This window comes from Enterobacter sp. BIDMC 29, assembly GCF_019378755.1.
Lineage (GTDB): Bacteria > Pseudomonadota > Gammaproteobacteria > Enterobacterales > Enterobacteriaceae > Enterobacter > Enterobacter ludwigii.
Genome location: NZ_CP080000.1, coordinates 2286962 through 2307381, shown reverse-complemented (window position 1 = coordinate 2307381; position 20420 = coordinate 2286962). Strand labels below are relative to the sequence as shown.

Sequence of the window (20420 nt, the reverse complement as noted above, 5' to 3'; positions counted from 1 at the left end):
TTGTTAACGGAACAATTATACGGTGAAGCGCAGCTGTTAATGAACCATTAAATGCCGTTACGGCTCTTCCGGGCCAAGCGAGTAAACCGGGTAGCCATGTTCACGCCATTCCGTCATCAGCTGTTGCTGCGAGGCGGAAGGCACTTCTCCGCACCAGACCAGCAGGGTCTGGCCGTCGAACAATTCAGGGCGAAATTGCGCCAGCGAGTGCACAAGGACGTCAACGCGCCAGCCATTCTGGGTGGCAATCCAGGCCTCCAGCCACAGGCGAGTAGTATCGTGCACGTTCCAGCCGACCACCAGCGCGTCTTTTCCGTGCTTGTTCTTCGCCGAGGCAAGGCAGACGGCAATGTAGTTGATCAGGACGCCGTCGAGCATACTCAGCAGCGCCTGCAGGGTGGTCTGCTGGCACTGCAGGCGTCGACGGAGCGGGATGAAAAGATGCGTGATCAGCGTTTGCGCGGGATAATCGCGCCCTTGCTCTTTTATCCATGCGCGCAGGCGCTGCAGATTGCCCGCCTGCAGAAGGCGCAGCAACGTTTCCTGTTGTTCGCGCCAGAGAAGCTGCGTGTCTGGATCGTCATGGCTGAGCAGGGATTTCACTTTGCCAACCTGCACACCGTTATCGATCCAGCTTTTGATCTCGCGGATCCGGTCGATATCGGCATCGTTGAAGAGACGATGGCCTCCGTCCGTTCTCTGCGGTTTGAGTAATCCATACCGTCGCTGCCATGCCCGTAGCGTGACGGGATTGATATCACAAAGGAGTGCCACTTCACCGATTGTGTAAAGCGCCATATTCGCCCCCTGGCTTACGCGTCCCCAGCTTAACTGTAGTCCCTGTTTACTGAACCAGGAAGAAATGGTTGTTTTTTGCACGAATAATGCGAAGCAGGCGTTAGGTTCGGCAAAAGGTGTGATGCCGGGCACGAATTGCAGCTTTTTTGCCGCGCTTCAAAGAAAGTTTACCGCCAGCAGTGTATGTTACGCGTTTTGAGGGTGTGCGGTTTTGAGTATGTACGAGTTTAATCTGGTGCTGCTGTTGCTTCAGCAGATGTGCGTGTTTCTTGTCATCGCATGGTTGATGAGTAAAACGCGTCTGTTCATTCCGCTGATGCAAGTTACCGTACGCCTGCCGCACAAGCTGCTCTGCTACGTGACCTTCTCTATTTTCTGCATTATGGGAACCTATTTTGGTCTCCATATCGAAGACTCCATTGCCAATACGCGAGCCATCGGTGCCGTGATGGGCGGGCTGCTTGGCGGCCCTGTGGTCGGTGGGCTGGTCGGGTTAACCGGTGGCCTGCATCGGTATTCGATGGGCGGCATGACGGCGCTGAGCTGTATGATCTCAACGATCGTCGAAGGGCTGCTCGGCGGACTGGTTCACAGCTACATGATTAAGCGCGGCCGTCCGGATAAAGTCTTTAGCCCGCTCACCGCCGGGGCGATCACCTTTGTCGCTGAAATGGCGCAAATGGCCATCATCTTGCTGATTGCCCGGCCGTTTGACGATGCGCTCCATCTGGTGAGCAATATCGCCGCCCCGATGATGGTGACGAATACCGTGGGTGCTGCGCTGTTTATGCGTATTCTGCTCGACAAGCGCGCCATGTTTGAGAAGTACACCTCGGCGTTTTCCGCAACGGCCCTGAAGGTCGCCGCTTCGACGGAGGGGATCCTGCGTCAGGGCTTTAACGAAGAGAACAGCATGAAGGTGGCGCAGGTGCTTTATAAGGAGCTGGATATCGGCGCGGTGGCGATAACTGACCGTGAACGGTTGCTGGCTTTTACCGGCACGGGCGACGATCACCATCTCCCAGGGAAACCGATCTCCTCCGCCTATACGCTGCGCGCCATTGAAACCGGGGAAGTGGTGTATGCCGACGGCAACGAAATTCCTTACCGCTGTTCGCTGCACCCGCAGTGTAAACTGGGCTCCACGCTGGTCATTCCGCTGCGCGGGGAAAACCAGCGGGTAATGGGCACCATCAAGCTTTATGAAGCGAAAAACCGTCTGTTCAGCTCTATCAACCGTACGCTGGGAGAGGGCATCGCTCAGCTGCTCTCCGCGCAGATCCTCGCCGGGCAGTATGAGCGTCAGAAAGCGTTGCTGACGCAATCCGAAATTAAACTCCTGCACGCTCAGGTGAATCCGCATTTCCTGTTCAATGCGCTTAATACGCTCAAAGCGGTGATCCGCCGTGACAGCGATCAGGCCGCGCAGCTGGTTCAGTTCCTGTCGACGTTTTTCCGCAAAAACCTTAAACGTCCGTCCGAGATTGTGACCCTGGCCGATGAAATAGAACATGTTAATGCCTACCTGCAGATTGAGCAGGCCCGCTTCCAGACTCGTCTGCAGGTGTCGTTGTCCGTCCCGGATGAGCTGGCGTATCAGCATCTTCCGGCCTTTACCCTGCAGCCTATTGTGGAAAACGCCATTAAACACGGTACGTCACAGCTGTTGGGAATTGGGGAGATCACCATTTCCGCCAGCCGCTTTAACCATCATCTGGTGCTGGATATTGAAGATAACGCCGGGCTTTACGTGCCTTCCACCTCAGGCGGATTAGGGATGAGCCTGGTGGATAAACGCCTGCGCGCGCACTTTGGTGATGACTGTGGCATTACCGTCGCCTGTGAGCCTGACCGATTCACCCGTATTACGTTACGACTGCCGCTGGAGGAAAACGCATGCTAAGAGTGCTGATTGTGGATGATGAGCCGTTAGCACGGGAAAACCTGCGCGTTCTGTTGCAGGAGCAGCCTGACATTGAGATTGTGGGGGAGTGCGCAAACGCCATTGAGGCCATTGGCGCCGTTCACAAACTGCGCCCGGACGTGCTGTTCCTCGACATTCAGATGCCCCGAATTAGCGGCCTGGAGATGGTCGGAATGCTCGACCCGGAGCATCGCCCCTACATTGTGTTTTTGACCGCCTTCGATGAATACGCCGTCAAAGCCTTTGAGGAGCACGCATTCGATTATTTACTGAAACCGATTGAAGAGAAGCGTCTTGAAAAGACCCTCAGCCGTTTGCGCCAGGAGCGCACCGTGCAGGATGTCACGCTGTTGCCGGAAAACCAGCAGCCGCTGAAGTTTATCCCCTGCACCGGCCACAGTCGGATTTACCTTCTGCAGATGGACGATGTGGCGTTTGTCAGCAGCCGTTTGAGCGGCGTATTTGTTACCAGCGCGGAGGGGAACGAAGGCTTTACCGAGCTGACGCTGCGGACGCTGGAGAGCCGAACGCCGCTCGTTCGTTGCCATCGCCAGTATCTGGTGAACATGGCGCACCTGAAAGAGATCCGGCTGGAAGACAACGGACAGGCAGAGCTGGTGCTGCGTGCCGGGCAAACCGTCCCCGTCAGTCGCCGCTACCTTAAGAGTTTGAAAGAGGCGATCGGCCTGTAAAACTGGTACACTGCGCCCCATTGCATCATCGACAGTTAAGTTAAAGGCACCCATGCTCAGTAATGATATTCTCCGTAGCCTGCGCTACACCCTGAAAGCAAACAATAATGATATGGTGCGCATTCTTGCGCTTGCTGGCATGGAGTCCACCTCTGCCGGTTTCGACACCTGGATGACAAAAGAGGATGAAGAGGGGTTTGTTCGCTGCCCTGACATTATCCTGTCTGGCTTCCTGAACGGCCTCATCTACGACAAGCGCGGGAAAGATGACTCAGCACCAGAACTGGCGCTTGAGCGTCGGGTGAATAACAACACGGTGCTGAAAAAGCTGCGTATCGCGTTTTCACTGAAAACAGACGATATTCTGGCGATTATGACAGAGCAGAAGCACCGCGTGTCGATGCCGGAGATCACCGCCATGATGCGTGCGCCGGACCATAAGAACTACCGCGAGTGCGGCGACCAGTTTTTGCGTTATTTTTTACGCGGACTGACTCACCGGGTGCATCACGCTAAGCCGTGAGTGGTACCGGGGCGTGAAGGATGAAGAGGCAAAAAAAAGCCGGAGATTATCTCCGGCTTTTTTATTATTTCACCTGCTGACCTGGTTTGGCGCCTTCATCAGGGCTTAACAGGAAGATATCTTTCCCGCCAGGACCTGCCGCCATCACCATGCCTTCCGAGATGCCGAAGCGCATTTTGCGCGGTGCCAGGTTGGCGACCATCACGGTCTGACGGCCAATCAGCACCTGCGGATCAGGATAGGCAGAACGGATTCCGGAGAAGACGTTACGCTTCTCACCGCCCAGATCCAGCGTCAGGCGCAGCAGTTTGTCCGAGCCTTCGACAAATTCCGCGTTTTCAATCAGTGCGACACGCAGATCGACCTTGGCGAAATCATCAAAGGTAATGGTCTCCTGAATCGGATCGTCTGCCAGCGGGCCAGTCACCGGCGCAGCGGCAGCCTTCACCTCTTCTTTAGACGCTTCCACCAGGGATTCTACCTGCTTCATCTCGATGCGGTTGTACAGCGCCTTGAAGGTATTCACCTTGTGGCCGAGCAGCGGCTGCTGGATAGCATCCCAGGTCAGCTCGGTGTTGAGGAACGCTTCAGCGCGGGAGGCCAGCTGTGGCAGTACCGGCTTCAGCCAGGTCATCAGCACGCGGAACATGTTCAGGCCCATGGTGCAGATCGCCTGCAGGTCGGCGTCGCGGCCTTCCTGTTTCGCGACAACCCACGGTGCCTGCTCGTCAACGTAGCGGTTAGCCACGTCAGCCAGCGCCATGATTTCACGAATCGCTTTACCGAACTCACGGCTTTCCCAGGCTTCGCCAACCGCCGCGGCGGCGTCGGTGAAGGTTTTGTACAGCTCAGGATCGGCCAGTTCGGCAGACAGCACGCCGTCGAAACGCTTGGCGATAAAGCCTGCGTTACGGGAAGCCAGGTTCACGACTTTGTTGACGATGTCGGCGTTCACGCGCTGCACGAAATCTTCCAGGTTCAGGTCGATATCGTCGATGCGGGAAGAGAGCTTCGCCGTGTAGTAGTAACGCAGGCTGTCCGCGTCGAAGTGGTTCAGCCAGGTGCTGGCTTTGATGAACGTACCGCGAGATTTGGACATCTTCGCGCCGTTGACCGTCACATAGCCGTGCACAAACAGGTTGGTTGGTTTACGGAAGTTACTGCCTTCCAGCATCGCCGGCCAGAACAGGCTGTGGAAGTAAACAATGTCTTTGCCGATAAAGTGATACAGCTCGGCGTCGGAATCTTTCTTCCAGTATTCGTCAAAGCTGACGGTGTCGCCGCGCTTGTCGCACAGGTTCTTGAAGGAACCCATGTACCCGATTGGCGCATCCAGCCAGACGTAGAAGTATTTACCCGGTGCGTTCGGAATTTCGAAACCGAAGTACGGTGCATCGCGGGAGATATCCCACTGCTGCAGACCGGATTCGAACCACTCCTGCATTTTATTCGCGACCTGCTCCTGCAGCGCGCCGCTGCGGGTCCACGCCTGCAGCATTTCGCTGAAGGACGGCAGGTCGAAGAAGAAGTGCTCGGAATCACGCATTACCGGTGTGGCACCCGAAACAACTGATTTCGGATCGATAAGCTCAGTCGGGCTGTAGGTTGCGCCGCATACTTCGCAGTTATCGCCATACTGATCCGGTGATTTACATTTCGGGCAGGTACCTTTGACAAAGCGGTCCGGCAGGAACATGCCTTTTTCCGGATCGTACAGCTGAGAGATGGTGCGGTTTTTAATAAAACCGTTCTCTTTCAGGCGAGAGTAGATCAGCTCCGACAGCTCACGGTTTTCGTCGCTGTGCGTGGAGTGATAGTTGTCATAGCTGATGTCAAAGCCTGCAAAATCGGTCTGATGCTCCTGACTCATTTCGGCAATCATCTGCTCTGGGGAGATCCCCAACTGCTGCGCTTTCAGCATGATCGGCGTGCCGTGGGCATCGTCCGCGCAGATGAAGTTAACCTCGTGGCCGCGCATTCGCTGGTAACGGACCCAGACATCAGCCTGGATATGCTCCAGCATGTGGCCGAGGTGGATTGAGCCGTTGGCGTACGGCAGTGCGCACGTTACCAGAATTTTCTTCGCGACTTGAGTCATAGTAGGCATTACTTCTTTTAACTGTGAAAAGGGTTTTTGATATTACCAAAAGGGGCATTATTAAGTAAGCACAAACCACGGCCTTTCAGGTAAACTTGTTCATCTAAGGTCTTATTCACAAGAACAAAGGAGTCGGGATGAGTTCTCAATCCCAGGCCAAATCACCGGAAGCCTTAAGAGCAATGGTCGCCGGGACGCTGGCTAACTTTCAGCATCCAACCCTGAAGCACAATCTCACCACGCTGAAAGCGTTACACCATGTCGCATGGCTGGACGATACGCTGCACATCGAGCTGCAGATGCCCTTCGTCTGGACCAGCGCGTTTGACGCGCTGAAAGAGCAAACCAGCTCTGAGCTGTTGCGCATTACCGGCGCGAAAGCCATTGACTGGAAGCTGACCCACAGCATCGCCACCCTCAAGCGTGTGAAAAACCACCCGGGCGTTAACGGCGTGAAAAACATCATTGCCGTCAGTTCAGGCAAGGGTGGGGTGGGTAAATCCTCCACGGCGGTAAACCTGGCGCTCGCGCTGGCAGCCGAAGGGGCGAAAGTCGGTATTCTGGACGCCGATATTTACGGGCCGTCTGTGCCTAACATGCTGGGCGCGGAAAACCAGCGCCCAACCTCGCCGGATGGCACGCACATGGCGCCGATCATGGCCCACGGTCTGGCAACCAACTCCATTGGTTATCTGGTGACTGACGATAACGCCATGGTGTGGCGTGGCCCGATGGCCAGCAAAGCGCTCATGCAGATGCTGCAGGAGACAATGTGGCCCGATCTGGATTATCTGGTGCTGGATATGCCGCCGGGCACCGGTGACATTCAGCTGACGCTGGCGCAAAACATTCCGGTCACGGGAGCGGTCGTGGTGACCACCCCGCAGGACATCGCGCTGATCGACGCCAAAAAAGGCATCGTGATGTTCGAGAAAGTGGACGTGCCGGTGCTGGGTATTGTCGAGAACATGAGCATGCATATCTGCAGCAACTGCGGACACCATGAGCCTATCTTTGGCACCGGTGGGGCAGAAAAACTGGCTGCGCAGTATCACACCCAACTGCTTGGGCAGATGCCGCTGCACATCTCGCTGCGTGAAGATCTGGACAGCGGGAAGCCGACGGTCGTCAGCCGTCCGGACAGCGAATTTGCAGAGATGTATCGACAGCTGGCGGGGCGCGTTGCGGCGCAGCTTTACTGGCAGGGCGAAGTCATCCCGAGTGAAATTGCGTTTCGCGCGGTGTGAGTGCTTTAGTCTGAATTGCAGGGCGGCGTTTGCGCCTGACCCGGCCTACGGAAATAACGTGTTGTAGGCCGGCTCAGCGAAGCGTCACCCGCGTTTAACGCTGTACGTAATGCATTAAAAAGTACTCACCTTCCGGCGAGTCACCCTTCGCTTCAATATGCCAGCCGTGGCGCTGGTAAAAGGCAACAGCCCGGTCATTCTTTACCAGACACTTCAGCGAACCCGTACTGGTGAACGCGTTTTGCACCTGTTCAAGGAGCAAATGACCGACGCCCAGACCTTGATACTGCGGATCGACAAACAGATTATGCAGGAAATTGTCGTTCGTCCACACCGACGCAAAACCCAGTCGATGCCCGTCCTGAACGGCCACCCAAATCACTTCGTCGCGGGTTGCCGCGTCAAAGTCTTCAAGCTGCCACTCGGAACCGTCCAGCCATGGCCAGGCCTCGCGCCGTGCGTGGAGATAGAGTGTTCGCAAAAAGGGGCGATCGCTCTCCAGCCAGGGCCGGATTAAAATGTCATTAGCGGTGATAGAAGATATCTCCATTGTAGGCTTTGTAGATTTTGCCATCTGCATCGCCAATCAGGACGTAGTTCTCGCCCATATAGGTCCAGTGGGTACCCGCATCCGGGGCCGGCAGGTTACGCAGCTGGTACTGTTTAATGGTGTACTCAGGCGTTTGATACTGCGCCGGTGCGGTGTCGCCAATCTTGAATTTGGTGAAATCAGCGATGAACTCTTGTTCCTCATAGGCTTTAATGCCTGATGGCGCAGCGGCGGTTTGCGGGGCAGAAAACGCGGAACCCGCCAGAGACAGTAATACACCCAGAAGCAGCAATTTACGCTTAGCCATTTTTTCTCCAGTGATATCGTTACAGATACTTTTCGTCTGCGGGTTCATGGAACGCGAGGCAGACAGTCCATTTTAAGTACCAAAGCATGGTGTGTTTGAAAAAAAATGTAACAAAAGTGGACGGTTTTGTGTAGTCGTAATGACGCGTGCAGTATCACTACAGCCAATATCTCCCGAGTTTGATATTTCCAATATTTATTATTTCATTAATCAATTCTGAAAATACCTTCTCACTTCGCAAATGGACTGTTCAACGCATGCTTTCCCACGTAAGAACATTTAATATCGCCTCCGTATGACATCAATCTCTTTCCATTTTTTCCAAAAGAATGGGAACGATTTTGCTTTTTTATCGCCAGGAAGGGAAACGTTATCTGTTTTTTGTAATACGCCCGCTAAAACAATAACCCGTTGAAAATTTTAATGTAAATGAATTTATTTTTTATCTGTTTAACAACAAACACAACAATAAAAGAACTTTTTATATAAATGAAAAATACAACGCTATTTTCACTTTTATTTCTTTCAGTCGGCCAGTTAACTGGTTGCGTATTTTCGCCAGGGCAGGATCTCAGCATTACCGGGAAAAAAGTCATGGCTGACGGAGAAGCGAATTATCAGCTCGATCAACACGTGGAAATTTATCCCCTGACCCCGGCGCTCATTGAAAGATTGCGACCGCCTGTCCTCAAATCTCAGGCAAATCCTACTCTGGATGAGCAGGTCAAAAACTGGGAATACCGCATAGGCACCGGCGACATCCTGACGGTCACCGTCTGGGATCATCCGGAATTAACCACGCCCGCAGGGCAGTATCGTACCGCGAGTGACGCGGGTAACTGGGTGAATGCGGATGGAACGCTCTTCTATCCCTACGTCGGAAAACTGCATGTTGCAGGCAAAACGGTCGCGCAGGTGCGTGAAGCAATCACCACGCAACTGGAGAAGGTTATTGAGAGCCCGCAGGTGGATGTCAGCGTGGCGTCTTTCCGCTCACAAAAAGCCTATGTGACGGGAGAGGTGGCAAAATCAGGCCAGCAACCGATAACCAATATTCCGTTGACGGTAATGGACGCGGTCAACGCCGCAGGTGGGCTTTCCGCGGATGCCGACTGGCGTAACGTGGTCCTCACGCATAATGGCCAGGACGCGCGCCTTTCGCTCTATGCGCTGATGCAGCACGGTGATTTAAGCCAGAATAAGCTGCTGTATCCGGGCGATATCCTCTTTGTTCCGCGTAACGATGCCTTAAAAGTGTTCGTGATGGGCGAGGTGGTGAAGCAGAGCACGCTGAAGATGGATCGTAGCGGAATGACCCTGGCGGAAGCCCTGGGGAATGCAGGCGGGCTGGATCAGAATATGGCCGATGCAACCGGGATTTTTGTTATTCGTTCGGTAGCGAAAAAAGGGGCGACGGACAAAATTGCCAATATTTATCAGCTCAATGCGAAGGATGCCTCCGCGATGGTACTGGGGACGGAATTCCAGCTGGAACCGTATGACATTGTCTACGTCACCACCGCGCCGTTGTCACGCTGGAATCGCGTGATCACACAGCTGGTACCCACCATCAGCGGTGTCCATGACCTGACCGAAACCGTCCGCTTCATCCGTTCATGGCCGCAATAATGTTCAACTCAATCTTAGTGGTTTGCACCGGCAATATTTGCCGTTCGCCGATGGGGGAGCGGCTGTTGCGACAACAGCTGCCCGGCAGACTCGTGACATCGGCTGGGATTTACGGATTTGAAGGACGCCCGGCGGATGCAACTGCACGGGAGGTGGCCCGGTGTTACGGCGTTTCGCTGGAGGGGCATGTGGCACGCAAGATGACGCGCAGCATGTTGCAAACCTCCGATTTGATTCTGGTGATGGAGCCGGAGCACCTGCGTTTTATTGCCGCCGTGTCACCCGAATGTCGTGGAAAATCGCTGCTGTTTGGCCAATGGCTGGAAAACAAGGACATTCCCGATCCTTACCGCAAAAGTCGTGAAGCGTTTGAATATGTTTTCGGGCAACTGGTAAAAGCCAGTCAGGAATGGGCTCGTCGTGTGGGTCAAAAAGGAATTAAGCGTTAATGTCTTCTCATACATCAGATAAATACGGTGCTGCCGCACCGCACAGTAATGAAATCGATCTTATGCAGCTCTTTGCTGAGATGATTGATCACCGCATGTTAATCGGGCTGGTCACGCTCCTGTTTACGGTGTGCGCGGGGCTCTACGCGTTTAGCGCCACGCCGGTCTACCAGGCGGATGCCCTGGTACAAATAGAAGCAAAGCAGGACAACTCGTTGCTTAAAAGCTTAAGCCAGTTTGGGTCTGACCTTTCACCCGACGCTGAACCTGAACTGTTGCTGCTTAAATCGCGCATGATCCTGGGGGGAACCGTTGATAATCTGGGGCTGACATATCAGGTAAAACAGCGCGTTCTCCCGGTTGTGGGGCGCCTCTGGGAACGTCTACGCGGCAGCAAACCGGGCAACATGACGATAGGTGAGCTTACCCTGCCCCAGCAGGAGGGGAAACCGCAAGCGGTTGTCCTGACCGTGCTGGGGCAGGGCCGGTATCGTCTGGAAGGGGAGACGCTTAAGGCTGACGGTAGGGTTGGCAAACGGCTGGTGAAAGACGGGATCACGCTTCTGGTGACCTCGCTCAGCGCGGAGCCGGGGACCCAATTTACCCTTCAAGCCTTTACCAGGCTTGAGGCAATTAACGCGCTGCAGAAGAGACTTTTTGTCGCGGAATCCGGTAAACAGAGCGGTATGATCACCCTGACGCTGACGGGTGAAGACCCGGACAGGATAGCGGTGGTGCTCAATACGATTGCAGAAAATTATCTCAGCCAGAATATTGCGCGCCAGGAGGCACAGGATTCCCGAAGTCTGGCGTTTTTGCAGGAGCAGTTACCTAAGGTCCGTCACGAACTGGATGAGGCCGAAGCACGACTGAATGCCTATCGGGCGCAGCGCGATTCCGTCGACTTATCCCTTGAGGCGAAGTCCGTACTGGATCAGGTCGTTAACGTGGAAAATCAGCTCAACGAACTGACCTTTCGTGAGGCAGAGGTTTCTCAGCTTTTCAAAAAGGATCACCCGACCTATCGCGCATTACGGGAGAAGCGACAAACGCTCGAAGAGGGACGCGCGCGCCTGAACAGCCGGGTTTCATCTATGCCTTCTACCCAGCAGGAAGTGTTGCGCCTGAGCCGTGATGTCGAGTCCGGGCGTACCATTTACCTGCAGCTGCTGACACGCCAACAGGAACTGAACATTTCACGCTCCAGCGCCATCGGCAACGTGCGGATCATTGATACCGCGGTTACGCAACCTGAGCCAATAAAACCCCGTAAAGCGCTTATTATTCTGCCTGGCGTGCTGCTAGGGCTGATGGTCTCCATGGGTTGGGTGTTGGTTCGTACTGCCTGTCGGCGAGGGATCACCTCGTCAGAGCAAATAGAAGAGCAGGGGATGCCGGTTCTGGCGACGCTGCCGCGCTCGGTCTGGCTGTGGAAAAAAACGCATTTGCGCCGAAAGCACTTTTTGGCGCCCCACGGGAAACACAAAACTTCGGATATCCCCTTCCTGCCCACAGACCGGCCAGCGGATATGTTTGTTGAAGCGATGCGCGGACTGCGTACCAGCCTGCACTTCACGATGATGGACGCCTCAAACCAGATCGTGGTGATTACGGGCCCCACACAGAATTGCGGCAAAACGCTGGTCAGCACGTCACTGGCATCAATAGCGGCTCAGGCCGGAAAGCGGGTGCTCTTTATCGATGCGGATATGCGTAAAGGCTATGTGCATAATCTCTTTAAGCTGAACAACCATCACGGATTATCCGCTGTCCTTGAGGGAAATGTGGCGTGGCAGGAGGCGATCCAGCGCGTTGATAAGGCGGGCTTTGATGTTCTGACCTGTGGTCCCCAGCCGTTACGTCCCGTGGAGCTGCTCATGGGAGAACGCTTCCAGGAGGTGATGTCGGGGATGAACGCACACTATGACGTTGTTATCGTTGATACACCGCCGGTGCTGGCCGTGACCGATGCGGTGCTGATTGCCAGAGTGGCCGCAACCACGTTACTGGTTGCCCGCTTTGGTAAAACCAACGTGAAAGAGACGGAAAACTGTGTAAAGCGTCTGCAGCAGATGGGTGTGCAGGTGAACGGTGCCATTCTCAATGATATCGTGAAATCTGCGGCGCTGTATTACAGCGCGGGGTATAGCCATTTCGACTACGGCTATACCCCGAAGGAAAAGAGGCGTGAGGGTTAGTGCTTCACCAGCGTGGCGAAGTAATACACCAGGGGAATGGCGAGGATCCAAAGACCGACGGGGATATCGCGCCATTTCCCGGCTATCGCTTTGATAACGATATAAAACAGCAGCCCGCCCGCAATACCGGTCCCGAAACTGTTGGCAATCAGCGTAATCATCACCATCATCAACACCGGCAAGCCGTCGGTGAAGTTCGCCAGATCAACCTTACGTAAACCGCTAAACATATTCAGCCCGATGAGGATCAGGGCGGGCGCCGTGGCTTCTTTCGGGATCATCAGCGCCACAGGGGTAAACAGCAGCATCAGCAGGAACATTACCGCCGCGGCCAGCGCGGTCATGCCGGTTTTGCCGCCGGCTTCCGCGGCTGCGGACGATTCAATCAGCGCCGTGGCGGCAGGAATGCCTACCCACGGGCCAATCGCGGCGGCAATGGAGTCCACCATAAACGGGCGGTTAATGTTTGGCATATTGCCTTCTTCATCCAGCAGCCCTGCTTCCCCGCCCACCGCCAGCGTTGTTCCCATGGTGGAGAAAAACTCGGAGGCGAAGAAGACAAACAGGAATGGCAGAAAGGCAATATTCAGCGCGCCCAGCATATCGACATGCCCGAGGACGGGAGCGATGGAATGGGGCACATCGATAAAACTGGCGGGTAATTTCGTGACGCCCATCGGAATACCCACGAGGGTCGCGAGCAGGATAGCCCACAGGATCGCACCCGGAATACGACGAGCCTGCAGGCCGATAGCCAGGAACAGGCCGAGCAACGCCACCAGCGCACCGGGTGATAAAAAATCTCCCAGCATCAGTGCGTTCGTTTTGGCATTCGCCAGCACCAGCCCGGCGTTGCGGAAACCGAGTACGGCGACAAACAGCCCGATGGAGGCCGTCAGCCCCAGCTTGATGGACTGCGGCACCGAGCGGGTCACCACTTCACGCAGGCCAAACCGGGTCAGCAGAAAGAATAAAATCCCCGACCAGCAGGCGATACCCAGACCAATTTGCCAGCCAATGCCTTCACTGCCCGCAAGCGTCACCCCGATCAGCACCGAGCCACCAATTCCTGGCCCGACGATAAACGGCAGGTTGGCGTAAAACGCCATCAGCAGCGTCCCGGCAACGAAGACCAGAATGGTGCCCGTGGTCGCGGCGCCTTTATCCATTCCTCCCACGGCCAGCAGCCCCGGGATCACCACCAGCAAATAGGCGGCGGCGAGAAAACCGGTGATCCCCGCCAGGCACTCCGTGCGCACGGTGCTCCCGCGTGCACGGAGTGCAAAACGACGTTCAAGCCAGCGCCCTGGTGCTGGCGAATTAACGGTATTGTCGGCCATTATCCGGCTCTCCTTCGGTATTATTGTGTGTTGTCCGGGGTTTCCCGGTAAGAAATCAGCGGATCGACAATCTGGCGCGTGCTGCCATCGGTCAGTCCAAGATCGGTCAAATGTGGCCCGGCATTACAGGCAAGGCAGGTTCCTTCGATGGCCTTAAAGACCCGATAAGGCGGTTCCCAGTCGGCAATCAGACTGCTGCGATCGCGCAGCGTCCTGAGCTGCAGCGCCAGCTCGGCAGGTGGCAGTTCCGACAGCATGCCCGCAATCGGCATGGCAACGTGGGCAATCACGTCACCCTGTTGCGCCAGCGCCATGCCACCACCGCTGTTGATAAGCGTATTGGCAGCCAGCGCCATATCGTTCGGATCGCGGCCCAAAACCACCAGGTTGTGAGAGTCGTGCGAGTAGCTGGTGGCAATCGCCCCGCGCAGTTCCCCCCAGCCTTGAAGCAGGGCAATTTGCGGTTTTGCTGCATGACGGGCATGGCGATGCTGAACCCAGATCAGGCTAAAGCCGTCCGGGATCTGCACGCACCCGTTGCGCACCTGCACATCTGTTTCACCCCAGCGGGTAAAGCGCGCGCCGCAGATGTGGCGCAAGCGAGCCACGCCATGGTTCGCGTTGCCAATGCGCATGCAAAAATCATCAGCGGTCAGGGCAGACAACCGTACGGTATCACGCGGCAACGTAAGAGGCGTATCAGCAACAGGTTCGAGCGTTGCCCCGTCCCGGGCAATCAGCTTTCCGGCGACGTAGACCTGGCGCGCCGTCAGTTTATCCAGCGAGTCAAACACCACCAGATCCGCGCGACGCCCGGCGGCAATCAGCCCCAGGTCGTTACGCTGCAGGCGTATGGCCGCATTGAGCGTTGCAAAACGCAGTGCGTCGGTGGCCGCTAATCCATGTTCAATCAGCAGGTTCAGCAGCGCGATGATCCCGCCTTTTTCCATGAGGATGTCTGGCGGAACATCATCGGTACAAACCGTGATGTGAGACGAAAGATGGGGGAGCGTTTTCAGGGCGCTGACAATATCGGGCAGCAGATAAGGGTGCGAACCGCGGATCTCCAGCGTCAGCCCGGCACGCAGTTTTTCCAGCGCATCGTCAGCTGACGTTAACTCATGGTCAGAAGTCACGCCTGCTGCCAGATAAGCCTGTAAATCCGCACCGCTGAGACCGCGGGCATGGCCTTCAATCAGCTTTCCGCTGTCGAGCCCGGCCTGCATAATTTTAAGCATACGCTGGCTGCCATTAAGCACCCCGTGCATGTCCATCACTTCAGCCACACCGCGCACTTCCGGCCAGCCAAGCAGGGTGTTCATCTCGTCTCCGGCAAAATCCGCCCCGGACATTTCCAGGCCGGGCGTTGAGGGCACGCTTGAAGGCGCGGCGACCATCACCTGCAGCGGCAGATTGCGGCTGGCCTCAATGGCAAAACGGACGCCGTCAATGCCCAGCACGTTGGCCAGTTCATGCGGATCCCAGAAGACCGCCGTGGTGCCCTGTGCAAGCACAATCTCCGCGTAGCGGGCGGGCATAAGATGGGAGCTTTCAAGGTGGACGTGGGTATCCATCAGCCCAGGCGACAGAAACTGGTTGTTCAGCGCGTGGGTCTCATGTGCGTCGTTGCGGCTGCCGCGCGGATGGACACTGGCAATCAGTGATCCCACGATACCAACATCCGCTTCGCGGATCTCACCAGTGACCATATCCACAATACGGGTATCGGTGAGCAGCAGGTCAAAGGGCATTACGCCTCGTGCAGCCTGAACGGCGCGGCGTCGGGTTTCAGCAGTCATGCAATTAACAGTTCCAGCATCAAAATAATGACGCTACTCTATGCACACGGCAAACGTTTGCCCAGCTGATAAAACTTATCGCCCGATAACCCCGGGTTATTCTGTGACGCGTGTAATGGATAATCATGACGGAACCCTGGCAGCGCTTGCCCGCGCTCTCTCTTCGACAGCTACAGTATTTTGTCACTCTGGCGCAACTGCGTCATTTTACTGATACCGCCAGCAAACTGGCTATCAGCCAGCCGGCCCTCAGCAGTGCGTTGCGGCAAATCGAGACGGTGCTTGGGGGTAAACTGGTTAACCGGACCGCCTCGGCCGTGACGTTGACGGAGCTTGGCAATGCCATCCTGCCGCACGCGCAGCGGGTGCTCAGCGTGGCGCAGCTTGCGTTTGACGACATGCAGCACATTGTTCAGGCGGGCGGAGAAGGTACGGTGCGTATCGGGCTGATCCCTTCCGTGAGTTCGCTGCTGTTCCCCTTGTTGCCCCGGACGCTCGCGCAGGCTTTTCCCCGCCTCAGGGTGGAATTTCACGATCAAACCAACGATGCGCTGGTGGCCCAGCTGCTGAAAGGGCAGATTGATTTCGGCATTGGTGCGCTCGATAACTCTGTTCCCGACCAGCTGAACGTGTTTCCCTTACAGGATGATCCGTTTGTCGCGGTCATTCACAGCGACGATCCGCTGGCCGCGTCGGCGCACCTGCCCTGGAAGCAACTGGCAGGGCGGGATATCGCCGTGTTCTCAAAAGGTAATATTCAGCGTCTGGTTGCGGCGCTCGCGGAAAGCCACCGTTTGTCGTTGCCGACACGCTATCAGGTGGACTACATCGAAACGTTGTATGGTCTGGTGCGCTCGAAACTCGCCGTGGCGATTTTACCGCAGCTCTATACCACGCACCTCCAGGATCCGCAGCTGAGGGTGGTACATCTTCAACAACCGGCCCTGGCCCGCACGGTGGCGTTAATGCGCGCGCCGCAGCCGCTTCCTCCGCTTATCGAATCCTGCTTTACGCTGATGGCCGACACGTTGCGAACGAAATGACCCGACACTTCTTTACAGCGTGATGGCGCATTGCTCGCTAAGATGACCGTCGATTCATCAAGAGGTCACAATGGAAAACCGCAAATTCAGTCGACTGCGCCGCTGGGCGCGGGAAGGGATCATCTTCTTTCTGCTCGCGCTGGCCGTCATGTGGGGCGTGGATCAATACCGCAAGCCCACACTCCCCGCCAGCTTTAGCGCTACACCGATGCACAGCATCGACGGAAAGATCCACGATATAACGGCACTCAGCCAGGAACGCCCGCTGCTGATATACGTATGGGCAACCTGGTGCAGCATCTGCCGGTTTACGACGCCCTCGGTCAATACGCTGGCAGAACAGGGTGGCAACGTCGTGAGTATCGCCATGCGTTCCGGCGACGATGCAAAGCTGGCGCGCTGGGTCGACAAGAAACAGCTGGTCATGCCGGTGGTCAACGATGCCAACGGTGCGCTGTCACAGGCGTGGCAGGTGAGCGTAACACCGACGCTGGTGATCGTGTCGAAGGGGGAAGTGGTCAGTACTACTACGGGGTGGACAAGTTACTGGGGAATGAAGCTCAGACTGTGGTGGGCAGGGCTGTAAAGAGAGCCCCTCTTCCGGCGGAAGAGGGGCTGGATATTACTTCGCCAGAACTTCCTGTGCGGTACGCTCAACCAGCGACAGCAGGACTTTAATGTCCTCCAGGGTCACGGTTGGGTTCAGCAGAGTCAGCTTCAGGCAGGTGACGCCGTTATGCTCGGTCACGCCGACGTTAGCACGGCCGGATTCCAGCAGCGCATCACCAATTTTCTGGTTCAGCAGGGCGATACCCGCGTCGTCCATCTGTACCTGTCCACGGAAGCGGAACAGTACGCTTGCCAGCTGCGGTTGCATAACCAGTTCCAGAGCAGGCTGCTCTTTCACGTAAGCCGCAACCTGCTGTGCCAGCGTAACACCGTGATCGATGATCGCCGCGTATTGTTCCTGACCCAGCGCTTCCAGGCTCATCCACAGCTTCAGCGCGTCGAAACGACGGGTCGTCTGCAGAGATTTGGACACCAGGTTAGGCACGCCAGCTTCTTCATCGAACTCAGAGTTCAGATAGGCCGCCTGATAGCGCATCAGCTCATAGTGGCGCGCTTCTTTGAGCAGGAACGCACCGCAGCTGATGGTCTGGAAGAACTGCTTGTGGAAGTCCAGAGTAACAGAATCCACCAGCTCGATACCGTCCAGGTAGTGACGATACTGCTCAGACATCAGCAGTGCGCCGCCCCAGGCCGCATCAACGTGTACCCAGATATTCTGTTTCGCCGCCAGTTCAGCAATGGCACGCAGCGGATCGATTGCACCTGCATCGGTAGTACCGGCAGTGGCAACAATCGCCAGGATCTGCTCGCCGTTAGCATTGCACTGCTCAATTTTCGCTGCCAGATCGTTGAGATCCATGCGCGAGAATTCATCCGTTTTCACCTGCACGACGGACTGGTAGCCCAGACCCATCAGCGCCATGTTCTTCTGCACGGAGAAGTGTGCGTTTTCAGAGCACAGCACGCGGATTTTACGCAGATCGCCAACCAGGCCGTCCTGCTGAACGGAATGACCCTGACGCGCGAAGAACGCATCACGGGCCAGCATCAGACCCATCAGGTTACTCTGCGTGCCGCCGCTGGTGAACACACCAGCGTCGCCAGCCTGATAACCCACGCGGGTACGCAGCCATTCGATCAGCTTGATCTCAATGATGGTTGCGGACGGGCTTTGATCCCAGGAGTCCATGCTCTGGTTAGTGGCGTTAATCAGCACTTCCGCCGCCTGGCTAACCACCAGACTTGGGCAGTGCAGGTGCGCCACACACTGCGGGTGATGAACGGACAGGCTGTCTTTCAGGAAGAACTCCACGGCGCGTTCAATCGCCGCTTCGTTGCCCAGCCCTTTCGGGTTGAAATCCAGCTTAATACGGTCGCGCAGTTCCGCGACCGTTTTGCCCTGATACATCTCAGGCTGTTTCAGCCACTGCATCACAGCCTGAGTGCTTTGTTCAATCGCCTGCTGGTAAGCTTCAATGCTCTGTGCAGAGGAGAACAAAATTGGGTTTGAATCTGACATCGTGTTCAACAACTCCGGTTACGCCGGGCGAACGCCCGCAGCAAGCAGCGCCTGCTCGAATTTATCCAGGAAGACTTTCAGCTCATCATCGCTGATCAGCAGGGAAGGCAGCAGACGCAGAACAATACCGTTGCGACCACCGCGCTCCAGAATCAGGCCGGCTTCGAAGCACTTCTTCTGAATCAGTGCAGACAGCTCGCCATCACCCGGGTAGCAACCCATGTGGTCTGCCGCTTCGTGTGGCTTAACGATCTCAATCCCGATCATCATGCCCAGGCCGCGAACGTGACCGATAACCGGATAGCGTTTCGCCATCTCGTTCAGCTGGCCTTTCAGCCATTCGCCCTGTGCGGCCACTTTGCCCGCGATGTTCTGGTCTTTCAGGATTTTCAGCGTTGTCAGACCGGTTGCCATTGCCAGCTGGTTGCCGCGGAAGGTACCGGTGTGGTGGCCTGGTGCCCACGCATCGAACTGTTTTTTGATGCCGAGTACCGCCAGTGGCAGACCGCCGCCAACCGCTTTAGACATCACGATGATGTCTGGCTCAATGCCCGCGTGTTCGAAGGCGAAGAATTTACCGGTACGGGCAAAGCCAGCCTGAACTTCGTCGAGGATCAGCAGAATGCCGTGTTCCTGAGTCACTTTACGGATGCGCTGCAGCCACTCAACCGGAGCCGGGTTCACGCCGCCTTCACCCTGAACGGCTTCAAGGATCACTGCCGCAGGTTTACGCACGCCGCTTTCAACGTCGTTGATCAGGTTTTCGAAATAGTAGGTCAGCGCTTTCACACCCGCCTCACCGCCGATACCCAGTGGGCAACGGTACTGGTGTGGGTAAGGCATGAACTGCACTTCTGGCATCATACCGTTAACCGCTTCTTTCGGAGACAGGTTGCCGGTAACGGCCAGTGCGCCGTGAGTCATACCATGGTAACCACCAGAGAAGCTGATGATACCGCTACGACCGGTCACTTTTTTCGCCAGTTTCAGCGCCGCTTCAACGGCATCAGCACCGGATGGACCGGTGAACTGCAGGCAGTACTCTTTGCCCTGACCAGGCAGCAGAGAGAGCAGATATTCTGAGAACGCGTCTTTCAGAGGCGTAGTCAGATCCAGAGTATGTAACGGCAAGCCGCTGGTAATGACATTTTGGATGCTTTTCAGCACATCAGGATGGTTATGTCCAAGCGCAAGGGTCCCTGCGCCTGCTAAACAGTCAAGGTATTCTTTATTGTCTGCATCGGTGATCCACACGCCTTCTGCTTTAGTGATTGCTAAAGGCAGTTTGCGCGGATAACTCCTGACGTTAGATTCAAACTCGGCCTGACGGGCCAGATAGGTTTCGTTGCTTTTGTGGGCATCTACGGTGTCAATACGGACTTTATCCGTCATCATATCACTCCTACAACCGCCGCTTCGTTATGAGCAACGATTGAATAAAAAGTTAAAAAACAGATGGGGGCCTGAAAAAAACGCCGCCAATATAGAGCCTTTTGTCACGAGGCTCAATGGTTAATTTGTTTACTGTTTTATGACATGCGGTACGGGGGAGGGAATATCCTCATTTTAAGAATAAAAATTGCGCTTTATGCCAAACAAAAACAGCCGGTTACGCGTATTTTGTCAGGACTGTAAAAAGAGAGAAAAGTGTGTGACAAATCGTGCCATTGAGGGACGTTAAGGGGGGCAGATAGCCCCTTTAAGCGCATTATCTCGACATTACCTGCAAAATAT

17 protein-coding genes are annotated in these 20420 nt (G+C 55.7%); 9 read left to right on the top strand and 8 right to left on the bottom strand.

Features of this window, described 5'->3' with window-relative positions:
* Positions 1-57 precede the first annotated feature (57 nt).
* Entirely contained in the window at positions 58-798 is a 741-nt protein-coding gene (gene mlrA, locus JTA15_RS10320) for an HTH-type transcriptional regulator MlrA (RefSeq protein WP_020883214.1), read from the bottom strand.
* 217 nt (positions 799-1015) lie between these two features.
* On the opposite strand from mlrA, the gene JTA15_RS10315 reads away from it, so the two are divergent.
* Genes JTA15_RS10315 through JTA15_RS10305 form a run of 3 tightly spaced genes read left to right on the top strand, consistent with a single transcriptional unit; the run spans position 1016 to position 3937 of the window.
* A complete protein-coding gene (locus JTA15_RS10315; protein ID WP_047355766.1) occupies positions 1016-2701 on the top strand; it encodes a sensor histidine kinase in 1686 nt (561 codons plus the stop codon).
* The gene (btsR, locus tag JTA15_RS10310) at positions 2695-3414 is read left to right on the top strand and encodes a two-component system response regulator BtsR (protein WP_020883216.1); all 720 of its coding nucleotides are present in this window, start codon (positions 2695-2697) and stop codon (positions 3412-3414) included. The genes JTA15_RS10315 and btsR overlap by 7 nt, the downstream gene beginning before the upstream one ends.
* A gap of 52 nt (positions 3415-3466) precedes the next feature.
* Positions 3467-3937, top strand: a complete 471-nt coding sequence (locus JTA15_RS10305) for a DUF1456 family protein (protein ID WP_014170878.1) — start codon at positions 3467-3469, stop codon at positions 3935-3937.
* A 64-nt stretch (positions 3938-4001) separates the two neighbouring features.
* Here the strand turns inward: JTA15_RS10305 and metG are convergent, their stop codons facing one another.
* On the bottom strand, positions 4002-6035 hold the full coding sequence (metG, locus tag JTA15_RS10300) for a methionine--tRNA ligase (RefSeq protein WP_020883217.1): 2034 nt from the start codon (positions 6033-6035) through the stop codon (positions 4002-4004).
* Positions 6036-6172: 137 nt separating this feature from the next.
* On the opposite strand from metG, the gene apbC reads away from it, so the two are divergent.
* Positions 6173-7282 (top strand): iron-sulfur cluster carrier protein ApbC, encoded by a 1110-nt coding sequence (gene apbC, locus JTA15_RS10295; protein WP_020883218.1) that lies wholly within the window; start codon positions 6173-6175, stop codon positions 7280-7282.
* 94 nt (positions 7283-7376) lie between these two features.
* Here apbC and JTA15_RS10290 read toward each other — a convergent pair whose 3' ends face one another.
* Together JTA15_RS10290 and JTA15_RS10285 are read right to left on the bottom strand one after the other, a co-directional pair.
* Positions 7377-7832, bottom strand: coding sequence for a GNAT family N-acetyltransferase (locus JTA15_RS10290; RefSeq protein ID WP_370629329.1), 456 nt, complete (start codon positions 7830-7832; stop codon positions 7377-7379).
* Entirely contained in the window at positions 7807-8139 is a 333-nt protein-coding gene (locus JTA15_RS10285; protein ID WP_008500887.1) for an RcnB family protein, read from the bottom strand. The genes JTA15_RS10290 and JTA15_RS10285 overlap by 26 nt, the downstream gene beginning before the upstream one ends.
* A 489-nt stretch (positions 8140-8628) precedes the next feature.
* Here JTA15_RS10285 and JTA15_RS10280 point away from each other — a divergent pair, with 489 nt between their 5' ends.
* From JTA15_RS10280 to JTA15_RS10270, 3 genes are read left to right on the top strand one after another with little or no spacing between them, the layout of a single operon-like run.
* Positions 8629-9768, top strand: coding sequence for a polysaccharide export protein (locus JTA15_RS10280; protein ID WP_219373196.1), 1140 nt, complete (start codon positions 8629-8631; stop codon positions 9766-9768).
* Positions 9768-10217 (top strand): protein tyrosine phosphatase, encoded by a 450-nt coding sequence (locus JTA15_RS10275; RefSeq protein ID WP_279257685.1) that lies wholly within the window; start codon positions 9768-9770, stop codon positions 10215-10217. Before JTA15_RS10280 ends, JTA15_RS10275 begins: the two co-directional genes overlap by 1 nt.
* Positions 10217-12415 (top strand): polysaccharide biosynthesis tyrosine autokinase, encoded by a 2199-nt coding sequence (locus JTA15_RS10270; protein WP_193162481.1) that lies wholly within the window; start codon positions 10217-10219, stop codon positions 12413-12415. The genes JTA15_RS10275 and JTA15_RS10270 overlap by 1 nt, the downstream gene beginning before the upstream one ends.
* On the opposite strand, the gene JTA15_RS10265 is transcribed toward JTA15_RS10270, so the two are convergent.
* Together JTA15_RS10265 and JTA15_RS10260 are read right to left on the bottom strand one after the other, a co-directional pair.
* On the bottom strand, positions 12412-13755 hold the full coding sequence (locus JTA15_RS10265) for an NCS2 family permease (RefSeq protein WP_193162479.1): 1344 nt from the start codon (positions 13753-13755) through the stop codon (positions 12412-12414). The genes JTA15_RS10270 and JTA15_RS10265 overlap by 4 nt on opposite strands.
* A 20-nt stretch (positions 13756-13775) precedes the next feature.
* Complete coding sequence (locus JTA15_RS10260) at positions 13776-15554, bottom strand: adenine deaminase (protein ID WP_219373195.1); 1779 nt, start codon at positions 15552-15554, stop codon at positions 13776-13778.
* Positions 15555-15676: 122 nt separating this feature from the next.
* Here JTA15_RS10260 and JTA15_RS10255 point away from each other — a divergent pair, with 122 nt between their 5' ends.
* Together JTA15_RS10255 and JTA15_RS10250 are read left to right on the top strand one after the other, a co-directional pair.
* Positions 15677-16597, top strand: a complete 921-nt coding sequence (locus JTA15_RS10255; RefSeq protein ID WP_160890458.1) for a LysR family transcriptional regulator — start codon at positions 15677-15679, stop codon at positions 16595-16597.
* Between the two features lie 70 nt (positions 16598-16667).
* Entirely contained in the window at positions 16668-17183 is a 516-nt protein-coding gene (locus tag JTA15_RS10250; protein ID WP_219373194.1) for a protein disulfide oxidoreductase, read from the top strand.
* Positions 17184-17219: 36 nt separating this feature from the next.
* Here JTA15_RS10250 and JTA15_RS10245 read toward each other — a convergent pair whose 3' ends face one another.
* The gene (locus tag JTA15_RS10245; RefSeq protein WP_025203662.1) at positions 17220-18686 is read right to left on the bottom strand and encodes an aspartate aminotransferase family protein; all 1467 of its coding nucleotides are present in this window, start codon (positions 18684-18686) and stop codon (positions 17220-17222) included.
* An 18-nt stretch (positions 18687-18704) separates the two neighbouring features.
* Positions 18705-20081 (bottom strand): diaminobutyrate--2-oxoglutarate transaminase, encoded by a 1377-nt coding sequence (locus JTA15_RS10240; protein ID WP_014170865.1) that lies wholly within the window; start codon positions 20079-20081, stop codon positions 18705-18707.
* Positions 20082-20420: the final 339 nt, after the last annotated feature.